Annotated in this window: 17 protein-coding genes; 5 read left to right on the forward strand and 12 right to left on the reverse strand. The window is 74.4% G+C overall.

The features are described 5' to 3' along the window. Positions 1 to 46: 46 nt before the first annotated feature. Both OTB16_RS15595 and pulA read left to right on the forward strand, forming a co-directional pair. Positions 47 to 1,774 carry a carbohydrate-binding module family 20 domain-containing protein gene (locus tag OTB16_RS15595; protein ID WP_267720779.1) on the forward strand — a complete coding sequence of 576 codons (1,728 nt, stop codon included), beginning with the start codon at positions 47 to 49 and terminating at the stop codon, positions 1,772 to 1,774. An 88-nt stretch (positions 1,775 to 1,862) separates the two neighbouring features. Next, positions 1,863 to 7,220: a pullulanase-type alpha-1,6-glucosidase gene (pulA, locus tag OTB16_RS15600; RefSeq protein WP_267720780.1), complete on the forward strand. Its 5,358-nt coding sequence runs from the start codon at positions 1,863 to 1,865 to the stop codon at positions 7,218 to 7,220. A 40-nt stretch (positions 7,221 to 7,260) separates the two neighbouring features. Here pulA and OTB16_RS15605 read toward each other — a convergent pair whose 3' ends face one another. The 7 genes from OTB16_RS15605 to OTB16_RS15635 all read right to left on the reverse strand — a co-directional run bounded on the left by OTB16_RS15605 (position 7,261) and on the right by OTB16_RS15635 (position 14,525). Continuing rightward, on the reverse strand, positions 7,261 to 7,797 hold the full coding sequence (locus OTB16_RS15605; protein ID WP_267720781.1) for a GNAT family N-acetyltransferase: 537 nt from the start codon (positions 7,795 to 7,797) through the stop codon (positions 7,261 to 7,263). Between the two features lie 147 nt (positions 7,798 to 7,944). Next, positions 7,945 to 8,724: a TetR/AcrR family transcriptional regulator gene (locus tag OTB16_RS15610; protein WP_267720782.1), complete on the reverse strand. Its 780-nt coding sequence runs from the start codon at positions 8,722 to 8,724 to the stop codon at positions 7,945 to 7,947. A gap of 83 nt (positions 8,725 to 8,807) precedes the next feature. After that, on the reverse strand, positions 8,808 to 9,854 hold the full coding sequence (locus OTB16_RS15615; protein ID WP_267720783.1) for a PDR/VanB family oxidoreductase: 1,047 nt from the start codon (positions 9,852 to 9,854) through the stop codon (positions 8,808 to 8,810). After that, positions 9,851 to 10,747 carry a metal-dependent hydrolase gene (locus OTB16_RS15620; protein WP_267720784.1) on the reverse strand — a complete coding sequence of 299 codons (897 nt, stop codon included), beginning with the start codon at positions 10,745 to 10,747 and terminating at the stop codon, positions 9,851 to 9,853. Before OTB16_RS15620 ends, OTB16_RS15615 begins: the two co-directional genes overlap by 4 nt. Before the next feature lie 135 nt (positions 10,748 to 10,882). Beyond that, positions 10,883 to 12,796 (reverse strand): hypothetical protein, encoded by a 1,914-nt coding sequence (locus OTB16_RS15625; RefSeq protein ID WP_420717706.1) that lies wholly within the window; start codon positions 12,794 to 12,796, stop codon positions 10,883 to 10,885. 200 nt (positions 12,797 to 12,996) lie between these two features. Beyond that, positions 12,997 to 13,791: a tyrosine-protein phosphatase gene (locus tag OTB16_RS15630; protein ID WP_267720785.1), complete on the reverse strand. Its 795-nt coding sequence runs from the start codon at positions 13,789 to 13,791 to the stop codon at positions 12,997 to 12,999. A gap of 134 nt (positions 13,792 to 13,925) precedes the next feature. Continuing rightward, a complete protein-coding gene (locus tag OTB16_RS15635) occupies positions 13,926 to 14,525 on the reverse strand; it encodes a rhomboid-like protein (protein WP_267720786.1) in 600 nt (199 codons plus the stop codon). A gap of 65 nt (positions 14,526 to 14,590) precedes the next feature. On the opposite strand from OTB16_RS15635, the gene OTB16_RS15640 reads away from it, so the two are divergent. Beyond that, on the forward strand, positions 14,591 to 15,427 hold the full coding sequence (locus tag OTB16_RS15640; RefSeq protein ID WP_267720787.1) for a hypothetical protein: 837 nt from the start codon (positions 14,591 to 14,593) through the stop codon (positions 15,425 to 15,427). A gap of 84 nt (positions 15,428 to 15,511) precedes the next feature. Next, the gene (locus tag OTB16_RS15645) at positions 15,512 to 17,089 is read left to right on the forward strand and encodes a PepSY-associated TM helix domain-containing protein (protein ID WP_267720788.1); all 1,578 of its coding nucleotides are present in this window, start codon (positions 15,512 to 15,514) and stop codon (positions 17,087 to 17,089) included. A 116-nt stretch (positions 17,090 to 17,205) separates the two neighbouring features. Here the strand turns inward: OTB16_RS15645 and OTB16_RS15650 are convergent, their stop codons facing one another. Then, entirely contained in the window at positions 17,206 to 17,793 is a 588-nt protein-coding gene (locus OTB16_RS15650; protein ID WP_267720789.1) for a winged helix-turn-helix domain-containing protein, read from the reverse strand. Between the two features lie 577 nt (positions 17,794 to 18,370). After that, the gene (glnII, locus tag OTB16_RS15655; RefSeq protein ID WP_267720790.1) at positions 18,371 to 19,390 is read right to left on the reverse strand and encodes a glutamine synthetase; all 1,020 of its coding nucleotides are present in this window, start codon (positions 19,388 to 19,390) and stop codon (positions 18,371 to 18,373) included. Positions 19,391 to 19,687: 297 nt separating this feature from the next. Between glnII and OTB16_RS15660 the strand changes: the two genes are divergently transcribed. After that, complete coding sequence (locus tag OTB16_RS15660) at positions 19,688 to 20,560, forward strand: Gfo/Idh/MocA family protein (RefSeq protein WP_267721008.1); 873 nt, start codon at positions 19,688 to 19,690, stop codon at positions 20,558 to 20,560. A gap of 73 nt (positions 20,561 to 20,633) precedes the next feature. On the opposite strand, the gene OTB16_RS15665 is transcribed toward OTB16_RS15660, so the two are convergent. The 3 genes from OTB16_RS15665 to OTB16_RS15675 all read right to left on the reverse strand — a co-directional run bounded on the left by OTB16_RS15665 (position 20,634) and on the right by OTB16_RS15675 (position 23,248). Beyond that, positions 20,634 to 21,167 carry a hypothetical protein gene (locus OTB16_RS15665; protein ID WP_267720791.1) on the reverse strand — a complete coding sequence of 178 codons (534 nt, stop codon included), beginning with the start codon at positions 21,165 to 21,167 and terminating at the stop codon, positions 20,634 to 20,636. Positions 21,168 to 21,278: 111 nt separating this feature from the next. Continuing rightward, a complete protein-coding gene (gene pdxR, locus OTB16_RS15670) occupies positions 21,279 to 22,787 on the reverse strand; it encodes a MocR-like pyridoxine biosynthesis transcription factor PdxR (protein ID WP_267720792.1) in 1,509 nt (502 codons plus the stop codon). Further along, positions 22,784 to 23,248, reverse strand: a complete 465-nt coding sequence (locus OTB16_RS15675) for a MarR family transcriptional regulator (RefSeq protein WP_267720793.1) — start codon at positions 23,246 to 23,248, stop codon at positions 22,784 to 22,786. The genes pdxR and OTB16_RS15675 overlap by 4 nt, the downstream gene beginning before the upstream one ends. Positions 23,249 to 23,290 lie beyond the last annotated feature (42 nt).

Here is a 23,290-nt window from a genome sequence, read left to right on the forward strand (position 1 = left end):
CCTACGGTCGCTGCCATCCCCACCTCTTTCGCCAGGAGGCACCCGCATGCCCCGCACTCGCGTCCGACGCCGTACGCAAGCCCCCCACCGCAGAGCCGCCCTCGCGGTCCTGGCCGTCGCGGCCGCCACCCTCGTCGCACCCGCCGCCCCGGCCACGGCCGCCGCCCCCGGGGAGCGCGACGTGACCGCCGTCCTCTTCGAGTGGAAGTTCGACTCGGTGGCCGCGGCCTGCACCGACAGCCTCGGTCCGGCCGGCTACGGCTTCGTCCAGGTCTCGCCTCCCCAGGAGCACATCCAGGGCCCCCAGTGGTGGACCTCGTACCAGCCCGTCAGCTACAAGATCGCCGGGCGGCTCGGTGACCGCACCGCCTTCAAGCGGATGGTCGACACCTGCCACGCGGCGGGCGTCAAGGTCGTCGCGGACTCCGTCATCAACCACATGGCCGCCGCCGACGGCACCGGAACGGGCGGGAGTTCGTACACGAAGTACGGCTACCCCGGCATCTACTCCGGCTCCGACATGGACGACTGCCGGGCGACGATCTCGAACTACCAGGACCGCGGCAACGTCCAGAACTGCGAGCTGGTCCAGCTGGCCGACCTCGACACCGGCGAGGCGTACGTACGGGGCCGCATTGCCGGGTACCTGAACGACCTGCTCTCCCTCGGGGTCGACGGCTTCCGCATCGACGCCGCCAAGCACATGCCCGCCGCCGACCTCGCCGACATCAAGTCCCGGCTGACCAACCCGGGGGCCTACTGGAAGCAGGAGGCCATCTTCGGGGCGGGCGAGGCCGTCGGACCGGCCGAGTACCTGGGCAACGGCGATGTGCAGGAGTTCCGCTACGCCCGTGACCTGAAGCGGGTGTTCCAGAACGAGAACCTGGCCTACCTGAAGAACTTCGGCGAGGCCTGGGGGTACATGCCCGGCGGCCAGTCCGGGGTCTTCGTCGACAACCACGACACCGAGCGCGGCGGCGACACCCTCAGCTACAAGAACGGCTCCGCCTACACCCTCGCCAACGTCTTCATGCTGGCCTGGCCCTACGGCTCCCCGGACGTGCACTCCGGCTACGAGTGGACCGACAAGGACGCCGGGCCCCCCAACGGCGGCGCGGTGAGCGCCTGTTACACCGACGGCTGGAAGTGCCAGCACGCCTGGCGGGAGGTCTCCTCCATGGTCGCCTTCCGCAACGCCGCCCGCGGGCAGGCCGTCACCCACTGGTGGGACAACGGCGGCGACCAGATCGCCTTCGGCCGCGGCTCCAAGGCGTACGTGGCGATCAACCACGAGGGCGCGGCCCTGACCCGCACCTTCCAGACCTCCCTGCCGGCCGGCGACTACTGCGACGTGCAGAGCGGCCGCGCCGTCACCGTGGGCGGCTCCGGCCAGTTCACCGCGACCCTCGGCGCCGGCACCGCCGTCGCCCTGCACGTGAACGCCCGCACCTGCTCCGGCACCACCCCGCCGCCCGCCGCCAGCGCCGGGGCCTCCTTCGCCGTCAACGCCACGACCGTGCCCGGCCAGAGCGTGTACGTCACCGGCGACCGCGCCGAGCTCGGCAACTGGAACACCGGCGGCGCTCTGCGGCTCGACCCGGCGGCCTACCCCGTCTGGAAGCTCGACGTGCAGCTCCCGCCCGGGACCGCCCTCGCGTACAAGTACGTCCGCAAGGACGCCGCCGGGAACGTCACCTGGGAGAGCGGGGCCAACCGCACCGCCACCGTCCCCGCGACCGGCAAGGTCGTGCTGAACGACACCTGGCGCGGCTGACCGAAGCCCCACAGACCAGGGCCGCCCGGCACCACCCGACCCCGCCACGGGCCGGGCGGCCCTCATCCCGTACACAAGGAGAAACGCCTTGATACGCCCTGCCGCAGGAGTCCTCGCCGCCGCGCTGGCCGTGACGCTCCTGCCCGCCCTCCCGGCCGCCGCCGCCCCGGCGCGGCCCCCGGCCCCGCCCTCGGACGCGAAACTGGCCGCCGAGCCCGCCCGGCACGACCTGACCCGCGAGCAGTTCTACTTCGTGCTCCCGGACCGCTTCGCCAACGGCGACCCGCGCAACGACCGGGGCGGCCTGACGGGCTCCCGGCTCCAGACCGGCCTGGACCCGACGGACAAGGGCTTCTACCAGGGCGGCGACCTCAAGGGGCTGACGGAGCGGCTCGACTACGTCAAGGACCTCGGCACCACGGCCATCTGGCTCGCGCCGATCTTCAAGAACCAGCCGGTGCAGGGCAAGGGCGACGACGTCTCGGCCGGCTACCACGGCTACTGGATCACCGACTTCACCCAGGTCGATCCGCACTTCGGGACCAACGCCGACCTGGAGCGGCTCATCGACAAGGCGCACGGGAAGGGGATGAAGGTCTTCTTCGACGTCATCACCAACCACACCGCCGACGTCGTCGACTACCGGGAGGCCTCCTACTCCTACCTGTCGAAGGGCGCCTTCCCCTACCTCACCGAGGACGGGGTGCCGTTCGACGACGCCGACTACGCCGACGGGAAGCGCACGTTCCCGAAGACCGGACCCGACTCGTTCCCGCGGACGCCCTTCGTGCCCGACGCGAAGAAGAACCTCAAGGTGCCGTCCTGGCTCAACGACCCGCGGATGTACCACAACCGGGGCGACTCCACCTTCGCCGGTGAGTCCTCCGAGCAGGGCGACTTCTTCGGGCTCGACGACCTGTGGACCGAACGTCCCGAGGTCGTCGAGGGGATGGAGAAGATCTACGAGAAGTGGGTCCGGGACTTCGACATCGACGGCTTCCGCATCGACACGGTCAAGCACGTCAACACCGGCTTCTGGACGCAGTGGGCGACCGCCCTCGACGCCTACGCGGCCAAGCGCGGCCGCGACGACTTCTTCATGTTCGGCGAGGTGTACTCCGCCGACACCGCCGTCACCTCCCCGTACGTGACGCGCGGCCGCCTCGACTCCACCCTCGACTTCCCCCTCCAGGACGCGATCCGCGCGTACGCCTCCCAGGGCGCGGGCGCCGGCCGGCTGGGCTCCGTACTGGCCGACGACTACCGGTACACCACCGACAAGGCCAACGCCTACGAGCAGGTCACCTTCCTCGGCAACCACGACATGGGCCGCTTCGGCACCTTCCTGAAGCAGGACCGGCCGGGGGCGGGGGAGCAGGAGCTCCTGGACCGCTACCGGCTCGCCAACGAGCTGATGTTCCTCTCCCGGGGCAACCCGGTCGTCTACTCCGGCGACGAGCAGGGCTTCACGGGCGCCGGCGGCGACAAGGACGCCCGGCAGCCGCTCTTCGCCTCGCAGGTCGCCGACTACCTCGACGACGACCAGCTGGGCACCGACCGCACCCACGCGAGCGCCGCCTACGATCCGGGACACCCGCTGTACCGGCAGATCAGCGCGCTCTCGAAGCTGACGAAGGCCCACCCGGCGCTGCGTGACGGGATCCAGAGCGAGCGCCTGGCCGACGGCTCCGTGTACGCCTTCGCCCGTACCGACCCCCGCAGCCGGACCGAGTACCTGGTCGCCGCGAACAACGCCGCCGAGCCCCGCACCGTCGAGCTCGACGCCCCGGCCGGGGCCTCGTACCGCACCCTGTACGGCGGCTCCGCCACGGTCCGCGCCTCCGCGGCCGGCAAGCTCGCCGTCACCGTGCCCGCCTACGGCTCGGTCGTCCTCCAGGCCGCCGCGCCCCTGGCCCGGCCCGCCGTCAAGCCCTCCCTCACCCTCAAGGCCCCCGCGCCCGGCGCGACCGGCACCGTCGAGCTGAGCGCCGACGTCACCGGCGGCGGCCTGAACCGGGTCGTGTTCGCCGCGCAGACCGGCACCGGGAAGTGGCAGGTCCTCGGCTCCGCCGACCACGCCCCGTACAAGGTCACCCAGCACGTCGAGGCCGCCCCCGGCACCGCACTGCGCTACAAGGCGGTCGTCACCGACTCCGCCGGCCGCACCGCGAGCGCACTCGCCGCGTCCGTCGCCGGCCAGGTCCCGCCCGTCGAGGTGCCGACCGCGACCCAGCGCGACTACGCCGTCGTCCACTACAACCGGCCCGACGGCGACTACACGAACTGGCGGCTCTACGCCTGGGGCGACGTCGCCGAGGGCGAGACGACCCCCTGGCCCGAGGGCCACCCCTTCACCGGCCGCGACGCCTACGGCGCCTTCGCGTACGTCAAGCTCAAGCCCGGCGCCTCCGCCGTCAACTACCTCGTCATCGACAAGGACGGCAACAAGGACGTCGCCGCCGACCGCACCATCGACGTCACGAAGACCGGGGAGATCTGGCTGGAGCAGGGCAAGGAGCCCGCCCGCACCGAGCGCCCCGCCCAGCCGCCGCAGGACACCACGAAGGCCGTCCTGCACCACCACCGCCCCGACGGCGCCTACGACGGCTGGGGCCTGCACGTCTGGACCGGCGCCGCGACCCCGACCGACTGGTCGAAGCCGCTCCTGCCCGTCCGCACCGACTCCTACGGCGCGGTCTACGAGGTCCCCCTCGCCGCCGGCGCCACCAGCCTGAGCTACATCCTCCACAAGGGCGACGAGAAGGACCTCCCCACCGACCAGTCCCTCGACCTGAAGGCCACCGGCCACGAGGTCTGGATGCTCGGCGGCCGCGAGAAGTACCTGCTGCCGCAGCCCGCCGGCTCCGCCGCCGCCGTCGACCTCACCAAGTCCGAGGCGATCTGGATCGACCGCGACACCCTCGCCTGGAACGCCCCGGCGGCCGCCGCGTCCGTCCAGCTCCTCGCCTCCCGCGAGGGCCGCGTCACCGCGCGGAACGGCACCCTCCAGGAAGCCGGGGCCCGACGGCTGCGCCTGACCCGGTCCGAGCTCACCGCCGCCCAGAAGCAGAAGTTCCCGCACCTGGCCGCGTACGCCGCGTACACCGTCGACCCGCGCGACCGCGACACGGTCCGCGAGGCCCTGCGCGGCCAGCTCGTCGCCAGTGCCCGCGCCGCGAACGGCGCCGTCCTCGCCGCCACCGGCGTCCAGCTCGCCGGCGTCCTGGACGACCTGTACGCGACCGGCGCCGCCCTCGGTCCCGTCTTCAGGGACGGCCGCCCCACCCTCTCCGTCTGGGCCCCGACCGCCCGCGAGGTCGCCCTCGAACTCGACGGCCGCACGGTTCCCATGCGCCGCGACGACGCCACCGGCGTCTGGTCGGTCCGCGGCGAGCGGAACTGGACCGGCAAGCCCTACCGCTACGCCGTCACCGTCTGGGCGCCCAGCGTCCGCCAGGTGGTCCGCAACCTGGTCACCGACCCGTACTCCACCGCCCTGACCGCCGACTCGACGCACAGCCTGGCCGTCGACCTCGCCGACCCGAAGCTCGCCCCGCCCGGCTGGCGGGACCTGCGCAAGCCCGCGCCCGTCCCCTTCACCAACGCCCAGATCCAGGAGCTGCACGTCCGCGACTTCTCCGTCGCGGACCGCACCAGCGCCCACCCCGGCCAGTACCTGGCCTTCACCGACACCGCCTCGGCCGGCATGCGCCACCTGCGCGACCTGGCCGCCTCCGGCACCTCGTACGTCCACCTCCTGCCCGCCTTCGACATCGGCACCATCCCCGAGAAGCCGGCCGACCGCACCGAACCGGCCTGCGACCTGAAGGTCTACGCCCCCGACTCCGACCAGCAGCAGGCCTGTGTGGCCGCCGCGGCCGCCAAGGACGCCTACAACTGGGGCTATGACCCGCTGCACTACACCGTCCCCGAGGGCAGCTACGCCGGCGACCCGAACGGCACCGCCCGCACCACCGAGTTCCGCAGGATGGTCCAGTCCCTGAACGGGGCCGGGCTGCGCACCGTCATGGACGTGGTCTACAACCACACCGTCGCCTCCGGGCAGTCCGACAAGTCGGTCCTGGACCGCGTCGTCCCCGGCTACTACCAGCGGCTGCTGCCCGACGGCAGCGTCGCCAACTCCACCTGCTGCTCCAACACCGCGCCCGAGAACGCCATGATGGGCCGCCTGGTCGTCGACTCGGTCGTCACCTGGGCCAAGGAGTACAAGGTCGACGGCTTCCGCTTCGACCTGATGGCGCACCACCCCAAGGCCAACATCCTGGCCGTCCGCGCCGCCCTGGACGCCCTGACCCCCGCCAAGGACGGGGTCGACGGCAAGAAGATCGTGCTCTACGGGGAGGGCTGGAACTTCGGCGAGGTCGCCGACGACGCCCGCTTCGTCCAGGCCAGCCAGAAGAACATGGCCGGCACCGGCATCGCCACCTTCTCCGACCGGGCCCGCGACGCGGTCCGCGGCGGCGGCCCCTTCGACGAGGACCCGCGCGTGCAGGGCTTCGCCTCGGGCCTGTTCACCGAGCCGAACGGCTCCCCGGCCAACGGCACCCCCGCCGAGCAGAAGGCCCGGCTGCTGCACGCCCAGGACCTGATCAAGGTCGGCCTGTCCGGGAACCTCGCCTCGTACGCCTTCACCGACACCTCCGGCCGCCGCACCAAGGGCTCCGAAGTGGACTACAACGGCTCCCCGGCCGGCTACGCGGCCGCCCCCGGCGACGCCCTCGCCTACGCCGACGCCCACGACAACGAGACCCTCGCGGACGCCCTGACCTACAAGCTCCCGCCCGCCACCAGCCCCGCCGACAAGGCCCGCATGCAGGTCCTGGCCATGGCGACGGCCACCCTCTCGCAGGGACCGTCCCTCTCCCAGGCGGGCTCCGACCTGCTCCGCTCCAAGTCCCTGGACCGCAACTCCTACGACAGCGGCGACTGGTTCAACGCCGTCCACTGGGACTGCCGCGACGGCAACGGCTCCGGCCGCGGCCTGCCCCCGGCCGCCGACAACGCCTCCAAGTGGACCTACGCCAAGCCCCTGCTGACCCTGCCCGCCCCCACCTGCGCCGACATCACCGGAGCCGCCGCGGCCTTCCGCGACCTCCAGCGCATCCGTACGACGGAACGCGCCTTCGCCCTCACCACCCCGGAGGCGGTCCAGGCGCAGCTGGCCTTCCCGCTCTCGGGCAAGGACGAGACCCCCGGCGTGATCACGATGACCCTGGGAGACCTGGTGGTGGTCTTCAACGCCACCCCGGCCGACCAGTCCCCGCGCGTCCCGGACCTCGCGGGCGGCGCGTACGCCCTGCACCCGGTCCAGGCCGCCGGTTTGGACGCCACGGTCCGCCGGGCCTCCTACGACGCGGCGACGGGGGAGTTCAGCACCCCGGCCCGCACGGTCGCCGTCTTCACCCGCGACCTGACACGGCGGTGAGGCGCCCCGGGTGCCTCACGATCCCGAGGCACCCGGGGGCTCACACGACGGTGAGCCGGTCCAGCCGCTTCTCCAGCAGGATCACCCCGTAGACACTGCCGTCCTGCGCCTCCTTGTGGGGGAACTCCCCGACCACGCGGTAGCCCGCGCCGCGGTAGTACGCGAGCAGCCGGGGGTTGGTGGAGACGCAGTCCAGCCGCGCGCGGGCCAGCCCGGACCGGGCGATCCGCCGTTCGGCGTGTTCGAGCATGCGGCGCCCGGCTCCGGCGGGCGCCGCCCGGCGTTCCACCATCAGCCGGTGCACGTAGCCCGCGACGGGCGGCTGGACCCCCCAGGCCTCCTCGTCGGACCACCACAGCTCGTACCCGCCGATGATCCGCCCGTCGCTGTCTCCGGCGAGCCACACCTCGCCCTCGCGCATCTTCGCCACGAAGTGCGCGGCGTCCTTCTCGCCGGGCTTCCACTGCTGGATCCCGTGCTTCTGCATCCACCGGGCAGCCTGGTCGTACAACTGCACCAGGGTGGCGGCGTCCTTCTCCGCGGCCGGCCGGAACAAGATCCCGTCGTCAATGATCACGGGGCATTATCGCCACTGCGGTGATCACCGCGGAACAGGGCACCCGCCGGGCACACCGCCACAAGTCCCGCCGCGCGTACGGTCGGACGTTCGTTCGGGACCGTCGTCCGGGCTGCCCGGGGTACCTGCCGCAGGGGTCCCGCCGGCCTACGCCGCGCCGGGCTGGTCGGACCCCGTGCCGGGCTCCGTGCCGGGTTGTGCGTCAGGTGCCGAACCGGGTTGCGCGTCAGGTGCCGGGCCCGCCATCAGTCCGCCGAGCCGCACGACCAGCTCCCCGAACGTCCCGTCGGCCGGCTCGTCCGCCAGGATCCGTACGAGGATCCCCGCCATCTCCGCGTCGTACGCGGCGCTCACCGCGGCCAGCGCCGCGAAGTCGTGCACCAGCTGCAACTCCAGCTCGCCCCGCGGGATCTTCCGGCCGTCCAGCCAGATCAGCGCGGTGGACTCGGCGAGCGACACCCACGAGCGCACGACCAACTGCAGCCGCGCCGGCGGCTCGGAGACGTTCAGGTGCGCGAGGATCTGCTCGTACGCCGCCTGCCGCACCTCGTCGATCATGGCGTTGGCCCGGCTGCTCCCGGCGGCCGGACCGCCCCGCATCAACGCCGAGAAACCGGGGCCGTGTTCGTCGACGAACGAGAAGAACCGGCCCATGACCCGCAGCAGCCGGGCCCCGAGCGGGCCTTCCCGGGGCTCCACGAACCGCAGCGCCAGCTCGTCGGCCGCGCGCCGCAGCGCGGCCTCGTACAGGCTCAACTTGCCCGGAAAGTAGTGGTAGACGAGCGGCCGCGATATCCCGGCCGCCGCCGCTATCTCGTCGATCGACACATCGTCGGGCGACCGGTTGCTGAACAGCTCCAGGGCAACCCCGATCAGCTGCTGCCGCCGCTCCTCGACACCCATCCTGCGCCGCACCCCGGTTGTCATGCCGCCACCCTAACTTCTCCGGTCGCCGCGGAGCCCCCGCGGTTCCCGGCGAGGGTGGACCGGCCGGGGTCGCGCCGCTGCCGCTACAGGTCCAGCACCAGGCGGTCGCCGCGCGCGCGGGAGACGCACAGCAGCATCGAGTCGCCCCGCTCCTGGTCGGTGAGCAGGGTGTCGCGGTGCTCGACCGCGCCCGCCAGGACCCGGTGCTGGCAGGTGCCACAGAATCCCTGCTCGCAGGAGTACGGGGTGCCGGGCAGCTCCCGGCGGACCGCGGCCAGGGCGCTCTCGTCCGCGCCGACCTCGACCGTGCGCCCCGAGCGGCGCAGCTCGACGGTGAAGGGTCGGGCCGGGCCCGTCGCCGCCGCCGCGCCGAAGCGCTCCAGGCGCACCGCCGCGGGGTCGGCGGCCGCCGCGACGACGGCGTCCATCAGCGGTTGCGGGCCGCAGCAGTAGACGAGGGTGCCGGGCCCGGCCGCGGCGAGCGGGGCCAGGTCGGGGAGGCCCGCCTCGTCCTGCGGGAAGAGGCAGACCCGGTCGCCGTACGCCGCGAGTTCGGCCAGGAAGGGCATCGAGGCGCGCGAGCGGCCCCCGTACAGGAGCGTCCAGTCGGCGCCCGCCGCGGTGGCCGCGCGGAGCATCGGCAGGATCGGCGTGATGCCGATGCCGCCCGCGACGAACACGTACGCACCGGCCGGGACCAGCTCGAACCGGTTGCGCGGCGGCCGCAGTTCCAGCTCGGCGCCCTCGACCAGTTGCGCGTGCGCCTCCCGGGAGCCGCCGCGGCCGTCCTCGACGAGCCGGACCGCGATCGTGTACCGGCCGCTCTCCGCCGGATCCCCGCACAGGGAGTACTGGCGGACCAGCCCGGACGGCAGCGTGACGTCCACGTGCGCGCCCGGCGCCCAGGCGGGCAGCTCCGGTGATTCCAGGACCAGGTGCAGGACCCCCTCGGCCGGCTCCGTACGGGAGACGACCAGCGCGCGCAGCGTCCGGCGCGGGGAGTATCCGGAGACCGGCGTCTCCAGGGCCGGCAGGGGCCACAGCGGCGAGTTCCCGATGCGCCGGCCCAGGGCGCGCCGGGCCGCCCAGGCGGCGCCCGCCGCGACGGTGAGCACCAGGGCGCGCCTCATGCGGCGCTGCCGCCGTTCGCGCCGGGGGAGGTGGCCAGGTAGGCGGTCGCCTGGGCGGTCGAGCCCTCCTGCGAGGGGTGATACGTACGGGAGAGGTAGGTGGGGATCGACCTGAGCATCGCCCCCGTGGAGGGCAGCACGCCCTGCTGCCCGGCGCGGAGGAACTGCCCCAGCGAGGCCCTGCCGTTCACGAGGGAGGGGTCGTTCTCCATGAAGAAGCGGACCCCGCGCTGCCACAGGAAGACCAGGGCGGAGAACGCCGTCGCCCAGGTCCGGGCCCGGCGGCGGTAGTTGCCGTCCACGTGCATGAACAGGTCGAAGGCCACCGAGCGGTGCTCGACCTCCTCCGCGCCGTGCCAGCGCAGCAGGTCCAGCATGGTCGGATCGGCGCCCCGCCGGTCCAGCTCGTCCGCGTTCAGCACCCAGTCGCCCAGGAACGCCGTGTAGTGCTCGATCGCCGCGATCATCGCGACCCGCTCCATCAGCCACCACCGCCGCGCCCGGCCCGGGGGCAGGGTCCGGTCGCCGAGCAGCTTCTCGAAGAGCCAGTCCACCTGGGCCGTGTACGGGGTCGGGTCCAGACCCAGGCGCTTCAGGTGGGGCAGCACGTCGTCGTGGGCGGCGGCGTGCATGGCCTCCTGGCCGATGAAGCCGATGACGTCCGCGCGCAGCCGCTCGTCCTCGATGTACGGCAGCACCTGCTTGTAGACGTGGACGAACCACCGCTCGCCCGCGGGGAGCAGCAGGTGCAGCACGTTGATCATGTGCCCGGCGAAGGGGTCCCGGGGCAGCCAGTGGAGCGGGGTGTCCTCCCAGCCGAAGGACACGTTCCGGGGCTTGAGGTCTATGTGTTCCGACGCCACGGGAGCGGGCGCGGGCGGCGTATTAGACATGGCGTCAATGTACTGATGGGTAGGAGCCAGGAGAACCCCTCTGCACGCACTTCCTGACGCGGCCCCCGCCACGGCGGCGGGGGCCGGGCCGGCCGCCGCAGCCGGGCCGGCCGCCGCGGCGGGGCCGGCCGCGGCTCAGCGCAGCGAACCCGCCTTCGAGCCGTCCGTGAGCCTGCCCGACAGGTCCACCTGCGCCCCGGCCGGTGCCTTGACCGCCAGCCGGTTGCCGTTCGCCGAACCGCTGACCCCGCCGCCCGACGCCGACAGGGAGGCGAACTGCGCGCTGCCCGCGGCGAGTACGTACCACTGCCCCGCCCGCGACTGCCACAGCACGCCCGCCAGCACCCGGGGCTCCCGGGGCCCGCACGCCAGGGTCCCCTCCGCCCGGGCCGCCTGCGCGGCCAGCGGGGCGCCCGGGGCCAGGAACTGCGCCTGGACCCGGTCCGCCGCGCCCTGCCAGGTCTCGGCCCGGGTGCAGAGCCAGGCCGCCGTCCCGCCGCCCTCGGGGAGCGGCTGCTTGGCGTACGTCCAGGCGTTGACCGTACGGACCCCGTGCGAGCGCACGGACGGCAGCAGGCAGGCGATCCGCTGCCAGTCCCCGAGCTCCGCCGCCTCCGTCACGTCGCGCTCGGCGCCCGGAGCGCCCGACGTCAGCCGGGCCGGGGTCAGTTCGCCGAGGTCGGTGATCAGCCGGGTGGCGCCCGCGCCGGTCAGGGCCAGAGCGTTCCAGCCGGTGCAGCTGCCCCCGGGCGCGGGGCCGACGACCGGCGGGGTCACCCCCTCCGGGGTCAGCTTCAGGGCCGTCGGGGCCGCGTCCGCCTTCAGCAGGTCCCGCAGCGCCGCCCCGGTGACCCAGGGAGCGGTGAGATAGCGGACGTTGCCGTCGACCCGGCTCAGCACCAGGGCCGCCGCGGTGTCCGCCGTGGCCCCGTCGGTCCGGGCGAAGTCGAGGGCGGCGCCGGTGGTCCCGGCGCGCGGTTCGGCGTACCGGACCACGCGCAGGCCGTCGTACAGCAGGACCACCACCGCCTGGTCGACGGCGCCCGCGTACAGCAGCTGGGCCGGACCCATCGCGGGTCCGGTGGGGGTGCCGGGGGTGGCCGAGACGACCACCGAGGACCCCGGCCGGGCCCACACGGCCAGGGCCCGGCGCAGCAGCTCCGCGTCGCCGGCGCGGTCGCCGCGCGCCGGCCAGGTGGAGAAGCCCGTACGGGAGGACGTCCGCCACAGCGTCGGCGCGGCCCGGACCAGCTTGCCGGGGTCCAGGGCCTGTTCGGCCGCGGCGTTCAGCGCGTACGGCGGCGCGGCGGGCCCGTCCGACCCCCAGCCCCCGCCGGGCAGCGCGAGCAGCGCCCCGCAGACGGCGAGGGCGGCCCCGGCGGCGAGGGCGGCCCGCGTGAGCCGGCGCCGGCGCAGCAGGTCGGTCGGGCGGGCCTGGAGGACGCACGGGTCGAACTCGGGAGAGGCGAACAGCGCGTCGTCCGCCGGGTCACCGGACTCCGCGACGGCGGCGGCCGGGTCGGCGACCCCCGCGTCGTCCAGCACCTGGAGCACCTCGGGCCCGGACAGCCGCTCCAGGGCGCGCAGCACGCAGGCGGCCCGGCCGGGCCCGCCGAGGGTGGCCAGCCACTGGTCGAGGGCGAGCTCCTCGGCCCCGCCCGAGCGGGGGAACAGCCGCAGCCCCCACACCTGGGGGAGGGCCGGCGGCAGCTGCGCGCGCCGGGGGAGCGCGTGGAAGGTCAGCGGGACCCCGGCCTCCAGGGCGGCGCGCAGCACGCGCAGCCGTACGTAGGCGTAACCGGAGTCCCCCATGCCGCCGCGCTGGCCCGGGACACCGCCGCGGGCGGCGGGCGTCGTCCCCCGTCGGCCCCGCGGCAGCGCCCGCTGAGTGAGCGCATGCGCGGTGAGCACCCGCCGGTTGCGGCCCAGGGCGGGCGGCAGCACCAGGTAGGCGAGCCGCACCAGCCGCGGGTAGTGCTCGACGATGGCGGCCTCGGCCTGTTCGACGTCGGGAGACAGGGGGCGGGTGGCGGTATCCGGCGCAGTCACGTTCAGCAGAACGAGCGAATCGTCGGATGGTCACCCGTCGCCAGCGCACACGTTCGGGCCCTCCGGGTGTTCGCGCACCGCGGCGGCCGCGATGGGCCGGGTGGAGTACGCCGGGGTCGGCGACGGCCGGGTGGCGGACGCCGGGGGGCCGGGCGGGGAGGCGGACGCCGGGGCGCCCGGGCGGGGAGGCGGACCGGCCGTCAGGCCACCAGGCTGGCCCGCAGGGCCTCGACCGTCTCGTCGGAGACGCCGAGGCCCTCGCGCACGTACTTCTCCATGGAGCCGTAGCGCGTCTCGACCTCGTTCATCGCGGCCTCCAGGTACGAGGGGAAGACCCCGATCAGCGCGAGCGCGATGTCCGGGTCGCCGCCCGCCGCAGTGAAGCCCTCGATCATCGGGGCGAAGGCGCGCTTGACCGCCGGGTTCACCGAGAGGTACTCGGCCATCAGGGTGTCGTCGTCCGCGCCGAGCAGCGACAGGATCACCGTCGCGCCCCAGCCGGTGCGGTCCTTGCCCGCCGTGCAGTGGAAGAGGAGCGGGCCGGACGCGGGGTCGGCGGCCTCGGTGAGCAGCATCCGGTACGCGGCCTGCGCGGACCCGGAGAGCACGAAGGACCGGTAGACGTCCCCGAACAGGGCCTGCGCCTTGCCGCCGCCCAGGTGCTCCTCGGCGACCACCGGGTCGGACAGCAGGTCCTTGAGCTGCGCGGCGGCAGGCATCGCGCCGGAGTTCACCTTGTCCGCGAGCACGTCGCCGACCAGCAGCCGGGCACCGGCCGGGAGGCGGTCGGGGTGGTCGGCGCGCTCGGCCTCGGTGCGGAAGTCGATGACCGTGCGCAGGCCCAGCGCGGCCACCACCGGGTCGGCGCCGAGGTCGAGCCGGTCGAGCTGGCCGGAGCGCAGGAGCAGGCCGGGAAGGACCGTGCGGCCGCCGGACAGCGGGGTGCCGCCGAGGTCGCGGAAGTTGGCGACGGTGGTGGAGGGGGTGGCGGTCATCGTGTCGGCTCCAGCGGTCTGCGAGGGATGCGAGCGGTGCGGGCGGTGCGCGGTGTGAGCGGTGCGCGGTATGGGCGGTGCGAAGACGGAGCGACGAGACCGGAAGGTCACGGTTACTCGTGTCATTCGACGGTTCAGGCAATTTTCCGACGACTCGGCGCGGAAAGGCAATCGATGGCCAGGGAGATCCCGATCCCCACCCCGAGCGCCGCCAAGTGCCCGGCGTCGGTGAAGGTCCGCCCGCGCTTGACCACCGGGGCCGCGCCGAGTATCAGGAGCCCCGCCCGGGCCGCCGTGCGCACCGCCCCGCGCGGCAGGGCCGAGGTCAGTGCCCCGAGGACGGCGTTGAAGCCGTAGCTGGTCCCCACGTCCAGGGCCCGCCGGGTCGGCGGTCCGGCCGTCCTGCGCAGGACGCCGTACACGAGCAGCGTCGCGGAGGCGTGCCCGAGCAGGAACACCCCGGCGGTCCACCAGGCCCCGTACGCGTACTCGGCGTACCCCAGGACAGCGACGAGCAGCAGCGCGTACGGCAGGGGCATCGGCTCCTCGACCACGAAGGCGCTGGTCAGCAGCGTTTCCCAGCGGCCGGCGTCGAGGTTGTCGACGTTGGTCGAGCAGCCGCGCAGCAGCTGCTCCCGCTCGGCCGGCCCCCTCCGCTCCAAGGCGTACGCCCCGAGCTGGACGCCGGCCGCGTACACCGTGCTCAGGGGCGACGGCCATGGCAATGGATTCACCCTGCCATGATCGGATACCGCCCTCGCGCGGGCATCACCGGGCCCCGTGGGAATATGGCCCGGCCATGTCAGAGAACCCCGCGCCGATGCGCGCCACCCGAGCCGCGCTGTTCGCGGCGGTGTGCGTGGCCCTCGGCGCGGTGGGGCACGCCCACATGTCCGGTACGGACGTGCCGCTCGCGGGGCTCCTCGGGGCCTTCGGAGCGACCGCCGGACTCGCCTGGCTCGGGGCCGGGCGGCGGCGGGGGCCGGTGGGGATCACCGCCGCGCTGCTGGCCGTGCAGGGGGTCCTGCACCTCGTCTTCACCGGCAGCCAGGCCGTGCGGACGGCCGCCGCGGCGGCGCCGGGCCACGGCCACCACACCGCGGCCACGGACCCGGCGGCCGGCGCGGCCGGAGCCGGCTCCGGCGACGGCATGGCGGGCATGGCCGACATGGCAGGGATGGCGCACGGGGGCTCCGCCGCCGGCCCGGGCGCGATGGACGGCCTGGCCGACATGGCAGGCGTGGCCGACCTGGGCTCCACGGTCGGCGCCGGCGCGATGGACGGCCTGGCCGGCATGGTCGCGATGGCCGGGCACGGCGGGGTCGGGATGCTGGCCGCGCACGTGCTCGCCGGGCTGTTCTGCGCCCTCTGGCTGGCCCGGGGCGAGGCAGCCGTGTTCCGGCTGGCCCGCGTCCTGGGCTCCGCCGCGCTGCACACCGCCCGGCCGCTCGCCCGCGCGGTCGCGCTGGTGCGGGCACGGGTGGTGCCCGCAACGGCTCCGCCCGCCCCGCGCCCCGCGCACGTACGACCGCGCCGCCTGCGCGGTGCCGTACACGCCCACGCCGTGGTCCGGCGCGGGCCGCCGGAGACCCGAGCCTTCCGCACCACGGCCCCCGGCCGTCCTGCCCGCGCCTGACCGGCGCACCTCCCGGCCCCGCGCCGGCGGGGGGCGAGACCTGGGGCCGCTATCCCCATGTCTCCGCCAACACCTAGGACCCCCATGTCCCTTGAAGAGGTTCAGGACGTCCGCACCCCGGACGCCGACACCGCCGCAGACAGAACCACCGGCAGCACCAGCGCCGACACCGGCACCGAGGCCGACAGCGCCACCACCGGCGCCGCGCGCAAGCGCCCCGGCGGCGGCTGGGCCGCCCTGCGCCCGCTGCTCCTGCGCACGCACTTCTACGCGGGCCTGCTCATCGCCCCGCTGCTGTTCGTGGCCGCCGCCACCGGGCTGCTCTACGCCGTCTCCTGGCAGGCCGAGGCGATCGTCTACTCCGACGAGCTGACCGTCGACCGCGTCGGCGACAGCCCGCTGGCCCTCAGCGCCCAGGTCGCCGCGGCCCGCGACGCCGCGCCCCGGGGCGAGATCGTGTCCGTCTGGCCCGCGCCCGACGCCGAGGCGACCACCCGCGTGATCATGGAGAGCCCGGGTCTGCCCGAGGGCGAGACCCTGACCGTCTTCATCGACCCGTATACGGCCGAGGTGCGCGGGCAGCTCGCCACCGTGGGCGACGCGCTGCCGCTGCGGGCCTGGCTGAGCGAGTTCCACTCCAGCCTCCACCTCGGTGAGTTCGGCCGGAACTACAGCGAACTCGCGGCCAGCTGGCTGTGGGTGGTCGCCCTCGGCGGCCTCGCCCTGTGGATCGGCCGCCGCCGCAAGCGGGCGTCCGAACTGGTCGTACCCGACCGCAAGGCCACCGGCCGCCGTCGCACCCTGTCCTGGCACGGAACCGTCGGGCTCTGGGCCGTCGCCGGCCTCGTGGTGCTCTCCGCCACCGGCCTGACCTGGTCGCGGTACGCGGGCGAGAACATCGGGCAGCTCCAGGACCGCCTCGGCGGCGCCACCCCCGCCGTCTCCGCCTCGGTGAACGGCGGGCAGGACGGCGGCGCCGACGAGCACGCCGGGCACGTCATGCCCGACGGCACGCAGATGGCGCCGTCCGCTCCCACCGCGGACCTCGGCATCGACCGCGCGGTGGAGGCCGCCCGGGCCGCCGGGGTCACCGAGTCCCTCCAGGTGACGCTCCCGTCCCAGGGCAAGGGGTACGTGGTCAAGGAGAAGGACAAGCTGGTGCCGGTGCACCTGGACGCCGTCTCCGTCGACCCCGCCGACGCCCGCGTCATGGACGAACTCCGCTTCGCCGACTACCCGCTGCTCGCCCAGCTGACCCGCTTCGGCATCGACCTGCACATGGGCATGACCTTCGGCCTCGCCAACCAGCTCGCGCTGGCCGCGCTCGCCGTCGCGGTGATGTTCCTCGTCTTCTGGGGCTACCGGATGTGGTGGCTGCGCCGGCCGACGAAGGACCGCGCGCTCTCCGTGGGCCGCGCCCAGCCGCGCGGGGCCTGGCGGAAGCTGCCGGTGACCCTGCTGCTGCCGCTGGCCGCGGTGACCGCCGTCGTCGGGTGGTTCGTGCCGATGCTCGGGATCAGCCTGGTGGTCTTCCTGGTGCTCGACGCGGCCCTCGGCTTCGTGGCCGGACGCCGGGCGAGGACCGCGGCGGACACCGACGCCGAGACCGACGCCGAGACCGACGCCGAGACCGGCGCGGAGGCCGCCCCGATCGCGGTCTAGCGGACCGGGACCCGGCCCGGACGCGCGGGCCCGGAGCGGCCGAAGGGCCCGTACCCCTCGCGGGTACGGGCCCTTCCGCGCGTGTCGACGGGCCGCTCAGGGCGCGTACTCACCCGTCACGGCGCGTACTTGTAGCCCACCCGGCGCACGGTCTGGATCGCCCCGCGGTGGTCCGCGCCCAGCTTGCGGCGCAGCCGGGCGATGTGCACGTCCACGGTCCGGCCGTCACCGACGTGGCCGTAGCCCCAGACCGTGGTCACCAGCTGGTCCCGGCTGTGCACCCGGTGCGGGTGCTTGACCAGGTGGGCCAGGAGCTCGAACTCCAGGTACGTCAGGTCGAGCACCTCGCCCTCGACCTCGGCGGTGCGCTGCGCCGTGTCGATCCGTACGAGCGCGTCGCCGGTCGTCCCGGCGGCGCCCTCGTGGGCCTGCGGGGCGGGGGCGGCGACGGCGTGCGGGGCGAAGGCGATCTGCGGCTGCTGGTCGGCGGGCACGAGGACCAGGTAACCGACCATCGGGGGCTGGCCCGGCAAGGTGGGCAGGGTGTGCTGGGGCGCGGGCAGCCAGGTGGCGCCCGGCGGAAGCAGGTCCACGACCCGCGCGACCTCGTCCCGGTCCACGGCGCGCAGCCGGTGGCGCGGACTGGGGGGGAAGGTCAGGGGAGAGGTGGTCGCGGCAGACGTGAGCGTTCGGGTGTTCGCCATGAGTGGTCAGCTCTTTCACGCGGAGTAGTCGGCAGGAGACGCACGTACGTCATCGATGTCGGTACCGCACAGACCGAAGGCCTCGGGGGAGTTCTGGTGGGGGATCCCGGAGGCTTTAGAGGGCCGGCGCGTTCTTCGCGCGGCAACACACCCGGTCGAAATCGTCATGCTGACGAGACGGCCAGAACGGCTCGAGGTCGCTGCGACCTGACGAGGTGTACGAGTGGCTGGCCATGCGCCCATTCAAGCAGATGCCGGCCCGCCGGGGCAGAGCCCGTCTCACACCATGGAGCGGAATCTCATATTCAGCGTTCATCGCGCCGTCACACCCTTACATACCCGACATGAACTCTGGCTTCCGCGTCGCTTTCGCCCGTCCGGCCGGGCTGCTCGTATCGCATCGTGGGCACGGTGGTGGGCACGGTGGTGGGCACGGTGGTGGGCATGGTGGTGGGCACGGTGCCGGGTGCGGCCGTGGGTGCGGCGGTGCGCCAACGCCGAACGCCCGCCGGTCCTCGCGGACTCGGCGGGCGTTCGGGGGCCGGCCCGCCCACCCGTGGCGGGCCGGTCGGCGGGATCAGACCAGGCCGTCCTTCTCCAGGCCCGTGCAGCAGGTGTCCGTGATCAGTCGGGTCACCACGTACGGGTCCACGTTCGCGTTCGGGCGGCGGTCCTCGATGTAGCCCTTGCCGTCCTTCTCCACCTGCCACGGGATGCGGACCGACGCGCCGCGGTCGGAGACGCCGTAGCTGAACTCGTTCCACGGGGCCGTCTCGTGGAGACCCGTCAGGCGCTCGTCGATGCCCGCGCCGTAGTTCTTCACGTGGTCCAGCGGCTTGCTGCCCTCGCCCAGCGACTCGCACGCGGTGATGATCGCGCGGTAGTCCTCGCGCATCGCCTTCGTGGAGAAGTTGGTGTGCGCGCCGGCGCCGTTCCAGTCGCCCTTCACCGGCTTCGGGTTCAGCGTCGCGGAGACGTTGAAGTCCTCGGCGGTGCGGTAGAGGAGCCAGCGCGCGATCCACAGCTGGTCGGAGACCTCCAGAGGGCCGACCGGGCCGACCTGGAACTCCCACTGGCCGGGCATGACTTCGGCGTTGATGCCGGAGATGGCCAGGCCCGCCGCGAGGCAGTGGTCGAGGTGCTTCTCGACGATGTCGCGGCCGAAGATCTCGTCCGAGCCGACACCGCAGTAGTAGCCGCCCTGCGCGGCCGGGAAGCCGTTGGCGGGGAAGCCGAGCGGGCGGGCACCGTCGAAGAAGGTGTACTCCTGCTCGATGCCGAAGATCGGCTCCTGGCCGGCGAACTTCTCCGCGACCGGGCGCAGCAGGGCCCGGGTGTTCGACTCGTGCGGGGTCATGTCGATGTTGAGGACCTCGCACATGACGAGGACGTTGTCACCGCCGCGGATCGGGTCCGGGCAGGAGGACACCGGGTTGAGGACGCGGTCGGAGGCGTGGCCCTCGGCCTGGTTCGTGCTCGATCCGTCGAAGCCCCAGATCGGCAGCGCGTCTCCGTCGCCGAGGATCCTCGTCTTGGAGCGAAGCTTCGCCGTCGGCTCGGTGCCGTCGATCCAGATGTACTCAGCCTTGTAGCTCACGGGCCCCATCCTCAGACTCTGCGGGTGCTGCTGGTCGCTGCTTCATCGCTGCGGTGATGACCGCAGCGTGCCCGCCCGCGATTTCCCTTCCGTTGCCCGTGTGTGAACCCCGTGTTACCGACGTTTACCCCGCAGGTCGGGCGGGTTGTGCGGGTTGGTGGCAGCGCGCCCGCCGACGTGGGGCAGACTGGTCGGGTGAGCATTTTGTCTGATGTGAACCCTGCCGGAGACCCCGCCGAGGGTCCTGCCGAACGTGCCGCCGATCAGGCCCCCGCAGGCCGCCGACCCCGGGTCGGACTGCTGGGCACCGGTCCCTGGGCGCACCGTACCCATGCCCCCGCGCTCGCCGCGCACCCCGGATCCGAGTTCGCCGGAGTGTGGGGGCGACGGCCGGAGGCCGTCGCCGAGCTGGCGCACGCGTACGGCGTGAAGGTGTACGAAGACCCCGACGCGCTGTTCGCCGACTGTGACGCCGTCGCCTTCGCCCTGCCGCCGGACGTGCAGGCCCCGCTCGCCGTGCGCGCGGCCGCCGCCGGCTGTCACCTGCTGCTCGACAAACCCGTCGCGACGACCCTCCGGGACGCCCGGGCGGTCGCGGACGCCGTACGCCTCCACGGTGTCGCCTCCGTCGTCTTCCTCACCCTCCGCTTCGCCGAGCCCACCGCCGGCTGGGTCGGGGAACAGGCAGCCCGGCCGGGCTGGTTCACCGCCGCAGCCCACTGGCTCGGCGCCGTCTTCCCGCCCGACGGAGCGCCCAGCGCGTACGCCGACTCGCCCTGGCGCAAGTCCAAGGGCGGGCTGTGGGACGTCGGCCCGCACGCCCTGTCCGTACTGATCCCGATCCTGGGCGACGTCACCGCCGTCAGCGCCACCCGCGGCCCCTCCGACGTGGTCCAGCTGGCGCTGCGGCACACCTCCGGCGCCGCCAGCACCGCCGTGCTCAGCCTGGGCGCGCCGCAGGCCGCCGCCGGGGTGGGGCTGCAACTGCGCGGGACCGAGGGCGTGTACGAACTGCCCGACTGGAGGGACGTGCCGGGCGCCTACGGGCGGGCCCTCGACGCGCTGCTCACCGCCGCCCGCACCGGCGTGCCGGACGCGCGCGGAGCGGAGTTCGGGGCCCGGCTGACGGAGATCCTCGCCGAGGCGGAGGACCAGCTCCCGGCGGAGTGACGGCCACCGGCGCCGGCCGTCGGGTGCGGGCTGCCGGTTGCGGGCCGCTCCGGGTGGCGGTGTCCCGCGCGGGCTACTTGATCAGGGCGTTCGCCACGATGACGGCCAGGCCGATCGTGGCGTCCGCCAGCCCGATGAGCAGGGCGGAGCGGAGCCGGTAGCCGACCCGGACGGCCACGAAGGCGCCCCAGCCGAACAGCAGCGCCGTGTTCAGGCCGAGCCCGACGGCGGTCACCCCGTACGACTCCCAGTCGGCGAGCCCGGCGCCGACCAGCAGCAGGACGGTGGGGAGGGTGGCCGCGACCATCGGCCACTCGTTCCACAGCGCCACCGCGAGCAGCCGCCACCGGCGACCCGGGCCGCCGTCCCGGTGGGTGGCCATGTGGTGCGCGTAGCCGTGCGCGGCTCCGGCCGTGACGGCGGTCACGAGCACCCAGCTGGCGTCGTACAGCGGCGTGTACTCCCCGCCCTTCTGGTCCAGGGCCGCGAGCAGGGCGCTGGCCAGGACCGTTCCGTAGACCCCGCCGAACATCCAGTCGGCGCCCCGCCGGGGCGGCGGGAGCGGCGCCCCGCTGGGCAGGGGCTGGGGGTGCTGATGCTCGTTCACGCCGGGTCCTTTGGTGCGGTATGCGGGGGTTTGGGGATGTGATCAGCCTATAGAGATCCCGCGTGAGGGCGCTGTGAGTGCGGGCCGGTCAGGACGCCGTGCCGCCCGCGCTCACCGGCCCGGCACGCTGCCTGTGCTGCCCGTGCCGCCTGGCGGCCCCGTCGGTGCCCCCGCCGCCATCGCCCCCGTCAGTACCTCCGCGAGTACGTCCGCCAGCGCCGTCAGCGCCCGCGCGAAGGCCGCGTCCGGCGGGGCCGCGTAGCCGACCACCAGGCCCTCGCGGGCCGGGGACGGATCCGCCGGGTGCCGGTAGGAGGAGAGGCCGTCCAGCGCCAGTCCCGCCGCGCGGGCCGCCGCCAGGGCCGGGGCCTCGCAGCCCGGCGGGAGTTCCACCACGGCGTGCAGCCCCGCCGAGATGCCGGTCACCCGGGCCTGCGGGACCCGGTCCGCCAGGACGGAGACGAGCCGGTCGCGCCGGTCCCGGTAGCGCCCGCGCATCCGGCGGACGTGGCGGTCGTACGCACCGCATTCGATGAAGTCGGCCAGCGCCAGCTGGTCCAGCGCGCTCGCCCAGGACTCCCGCAGGCCCTTCGCGGCCAGGACCCTCTCGACCAGGTGGTCCGGCAGGACCAGCCAGCCGAGGCGGAGCGCGGGGGAGAGGCTCTTGCTGAGCGAGCCCGCGTACACCACGTGCCCGGGAGCCAGCCCCTGGACGGCGCCGACCGGCTTGCGGTCGTAGCGGAACTCCCCGTCGTAGTCGTCCTCCACGATCACCCCGCCGGTGCTCCGCGCCCACTCCACCGCCGCCGCGCGCCGGGCGGGCAGCAGCCGGCCGCCGGTCGGGAACTGGTGCGCCGGGGTGAGCAGCACCGTACGGGCCCGGTCCGGGAGTTCACCGGTCCGGGCCCCGTCCCCGTCGACCGGGACGGGGTGCGGGCGGACCCCGGCGGCTTCGAGGATGCCGTGGTGGAAGGGGAGCCCGTACGCCTCCACGGCCCAGTCCCGGGGCCGTACGGCGGTGAGGAGCCGCAGCCCGTTCGCGAAGCCGGAGCAGACCACGACGTTCTCGGGGCCGGTCCGCACGCCCCGCGCCCGGGACAGGTACGCGGCCAGCGCGCGCCGCAGTTCCGGGCGCCCCCGCGGATCGCCGGGGCCGAAGGCCTCGGTCGGGGCCCCGGCCAGGGCCCGGCGGGCGCTCGCGGCCCAGGGGCCCCGGGGGAAGGACGCGGGGTCGGGCTTGCCCTGGAGCAGGTCGTGGAGCGGCGGCCCGGGCGCGGGCACGGCCGGCCCGGCCCGTACGGCGGCGGCCGCCGCCCCCTCCGCGACCCGGGTGCCGGAGCCCTGGCGGGCGGTGAACCAGCCCTCGGCGACCAGCTCCGCGTAGGCGTCGGCGACGGCGTTGCGGGCGAGCCCCAGGTCGGCGGCGAGGGCCCGGTACGGCGGCAGCAGGGTCCCGCCGGCCAGCCGTCCGCCGCGCACGGCGTCGCGCAGCGCCCGGGCGAGCGCGGTCCGCCGGGCGCCCCCGGCGGGGAGCTCCAGGTGCAGGTCGGCGCCGGAGGCGGGGCGGTCGGCGGCGGGTTCCGGGAGTCGCTCCCCGGAGGCGGCGCGGGCGGCGGTCATGCGCCGGGCTTCGGGGAGAACCCGGCGAGGGCGGCCGTCAGGAAGCGGCGTACGGCGTCCCGTTCGGCGGGGCCGAAGGCGTCCAGTACGTCGAGCACCGCGTCGATCGGCGGCCCGGAGAACTCCCGGCCCAGCCGGAACGCCCCCGGCTCCACGCGCAGCAGGATCCGGCGCCGGTCGCGGGCATCGCGGACGCGCGCCACGTGGCCGAGCCGTTCCAGCCGGTCGATGACGGCGGTCGTGCCCGCCGAGTTGAGGCCCAGCCGGGCGCCCAGCCGGCCCGCCGTGGCCGGCTCGTCCGCGCGGGCCGCGTCCAGCAGGCTGATCAGGGCGCGCACGTCGGTGGCGTGCATGCCGTTGCGGGCGGCGAACTCCGCCTGGCGCAGGCCGTACTCCACGGTCACCGCCCGCAGCAGGTGCACGAGTTTCGCGTGGCCAGGTTCCCCGTCGTCGTCGTTCACTTCGCCTCCGCCGCGCTCTCTCGCTGAGCGAGATTATCGCTC

Origin of the sequence: Streptomyces antarcticus (assembly GCF_026627255.1) — a bacterium.
Lineage (GTDB): Bacteria > Actinomycetota > Actinomycetes > Streptomycetales > Streptomycetaceae > Streptomyces > Streptomyces antarcticus.